Origin of the sequence: Phenylobacterium sp., assembly GCF_031425575.1 — a bacterium.
GTDB lineage: Bacteria > Pseudomonadota > Alphaproteobacteria > Caulobacterales > Caulobacteraceae > Phenylobacterium.
In genome coordinates, this window is record NZ_JANPJP010000160.1 from 1 (window position 1) to 2,750 (window position 2,750).

3 protein-coding genes are annotated in these 2,750 nt (G+C 65.6%); all 3 read left to right on the forward strand.

Going from position 1 to position 2,750, the window contains the following annotated elements; all coding sequences use genetic code 11:
- Window positions 1-232: flavin reductase family protein (locus RMO97_RS09220; protein WP_310540537.1), on the forward strand; the 232-nt coding region annotated here is incomplete at its 5' end.
- Between the two features lie 103 nt (window positions 233-335).
- The gene (locus tag RMO97_RS09225; RefSeq protein WP_310540539.1) at window positions 336-1,508 is read left to right on the forward strand and encodes an acetyl-CoA C-acetyltransferase; all 1,173 of its coding nucleotides are present in this window, start codon (window positions 336-338) and stop codon (window positions 1,506-1,508) included.
- A 104-nt stretch (window positions 1,509-1,612) separates the two neighbouring features.
- Window positions 1,613-2,560 carry an IS5 family transposase gene (locus tag RMO97_RS09230; RefSeq protein ID WP_310540540.1) on the forward strand — a complete coding sequence of 316 codons (948 nt, stop codon included), beginning with the start codon at window positions 1,613-1,615 and terminating at the stop codon, window positions 2,558-2,560.
- Window positions 2,561-2,750: the final 190 nt, after the last annotated feature.

Consider the following 2,750-nt stretch of genomic DNA (forward strand, 5'->3'; position numbering starts at 1 on the left):
CTTCACGGTGAAGTCGGCCGACCGGTTCGAGGGTCTCGAATGCGAGACCTGGGACCAGGGGGTCCCGATCCTTCCCGGCTGCATGGCCAACTTCGAGCTTGAGACCACCCAGGTCATCGACGCCGGCGACCACCGCATCTTCATCGGCCGCATCCTGAAGGTGCGGTTTGATCCCGATCATGAGCCCCTGGTCTATCTGCGCGGCCGGTTCCGGCGGGTGCATACGGACTAGGGTTTCCAAAAAAGACGCACCCGTCACCTTACGTCATACTTTTGCGCCCGGTTCCGTTCGCCTATCTTCCCGTGAACGTAAACGAGCACACCGGGAGCCACCCATGGCCGAAGCCTATATCGTCGCCGCCAAACGCACCGCCGGAGGCCGCAAGGGTGGCCGGCTCGCCGGTTGGCACCCCGCCGACCTCGCCGCCCAGATCCTCGAAGGCCTGATCAAGGACGTCGACGCCGATCCGGCGCTCGTCGAGGACGTCATCATGGGCTGTGTCGGCCAGGCCGGTGAGCAGTCGGTGAACATCGCCCGCAACGCCATCCTCGCCTCGTCCCTGCCGGAAAGCGTGCCGGGCACCAGCGTCGATCGCCAGAGCGGCTCCTCGCAGCAGGCTATCCACTTCGCCGCCCAGGCGGTGATGTCGGGCGCCATGGACATCGTCATCGCCTCGGGCGTCGAGAGCATGAGCCGCGTGCCGATGGGCACCCCGGCCATCCTGGCCCTGAAGGCCGGCATGGGCAGCTACATGAGCCCGAACATCCAGGAGCGCTACCCGAACATCCAGTTCAGCCAGTTCGCCGGCGCCGAGATGATCGCCAAGAAGTACGGCCTGACCAAGGACCAGCTCGACGAGTTCGGCTACAACAGCCACCGCAAGGCGATCGAGGCCACCAAGGCCGGCAAGTTCGCCAACGAAATCGTGCCGATCAAGATCAAGACGGCCGAGGGCGTCGAGGAAGAGCACACCGTCGACGAGGGCATCCGCTTCGAGGCCAGCCTGGAAGCCATGCGCGGCGTGAAGCTCTTGCAGGAAGACGGCGCCCTGACCGCCGCCACCTCCAGCCAGATCTGCGACGGCGCCTCGGGCGTGCTGGTGGTCAACGAGAAGGGCCTGAAGCAACTGGGCGTCGAGCCGCTGGCCCGCATCCACCACATGACCGTCATCGGCGCCGATCCGGTGATCATGCTGGAAGCCCCGATCCCGGCCACCCTGCGGGCGCTGGAAAAGAGCGGCCTGAAGATCGGCGACATCGACGCCTTTGAGGTCAACGAAGCCTTCGCCTCGGTGCCGGTCGCGTGGCTGCAGGCCACGGGCGCTGATCCGGACCGCCTGAACGTCCACGGCGGCGCGATCAGCCTTGGCCACCCGCTCGGCGGCTCGGGTTCGAAGCTGATGGCGACGCTGCTCAACGTGTTGATCGACCGCAAGGGCAAGTACGGCCTGCAGACGATGTGCGAAGGCGGCGGTCTCGCCAACGTGACGATCATCGAGCGGCTGTAGGGTCGCGCGGTTCTCCATCCCTCCCCTTTATGGATTTCTCTGCGGAAGTAGTGGCGGCGGATTGTGAAGGATGATTCCCTTGGCTGTGGCTGAGGGAGGCTCTGATGTCAGGTTTTGCGGATGCGTTTGCGGACCCCCGGCTGGGAACGAACGAGACGCTGGACCGGATAGCGACGCTGGTGGACTGGAGTGCGCTGGAAGGCTTGGCGCGCGAGGTTCGGAGCGGAGAGTTCGGGCGTCCGCCGTATGAAGCGTTGTCGATGCTGAAGGCGCTGTACCTGCAGGCCATGTACGACCTGTCGGACCCGGGGCTGGAGGCCTCGCTGCTGGACCGGGTGTCGTTCCGCCGGTTTTGCGGCTGGGGTCTGTCGGACCGCACGCCCGACGAGACGACCCTCTGCCGCTATCGGCAGGACGCAGCCCGCACCGGGATCATGGAGCGGGCCTTCGAGGCGGTGACGGCGCAGCTTGAGGCCAAGGGGCTGATCCTCAAGCGCGGCACGCTGATGGACGCCACCCTGATCTCGGCCAAACACAACAAGCCGTCGATCAAGGACGGGGCCGGGGCGACGCATCCCAGGGAGCCGGATGCGACCTGGACGCGGAAGAACAACAAGGCCTACTTCGGCTACAAGCTGCACATCGGCATGGACGAAGGCTCCGGCCTGGTCCGCCGGGGCCAGTTCACCGGGGCCAAGACCTCGGACACCGAGGTGGCGGACGAGTTGATCAGCGGCGACGAGAAGTCGGCCTATGGCGACAAGGCCTACAGCAAGAAGGCCCGCAGCCAGGCGCTGCGCGAGGCTGGCATCAAGCCCCGCATCTCCTATCGCCGGCACAAGACCGAGCCGGTCCTCGCCGGCTGGGCCAAGCTGCGCAACGACCTGATCGCCCGGCGACGAGCCCCCGTCGAAGGCGTGTTCAGCCAACTCAAACGCTTCCACGGCATGGCCAGGGCCAGATACCCAACCCTCCAACGAAACGCCTCCCGCGCCTTCGCCGTCCTCGCAATGTTCAATCTCAAGAGAGCAGCAAAGCTCTCCTACGCCTGACCAGCCAGATTACACCGGAGACCGACCAGAGCTCAGCAAACCGCCCCTCAACTCGAACCCGATCCTCACTTTCCAAAGGATCAGATGGGGGCTCGGTACTTTCGCAGAGCAATCCATCAGGGGAGGGATTCCGGACTAGTGCCCCCCGCACTTTCCGCAGCCGCCCTTGCCGCCGTGGCCGCCGCCACCC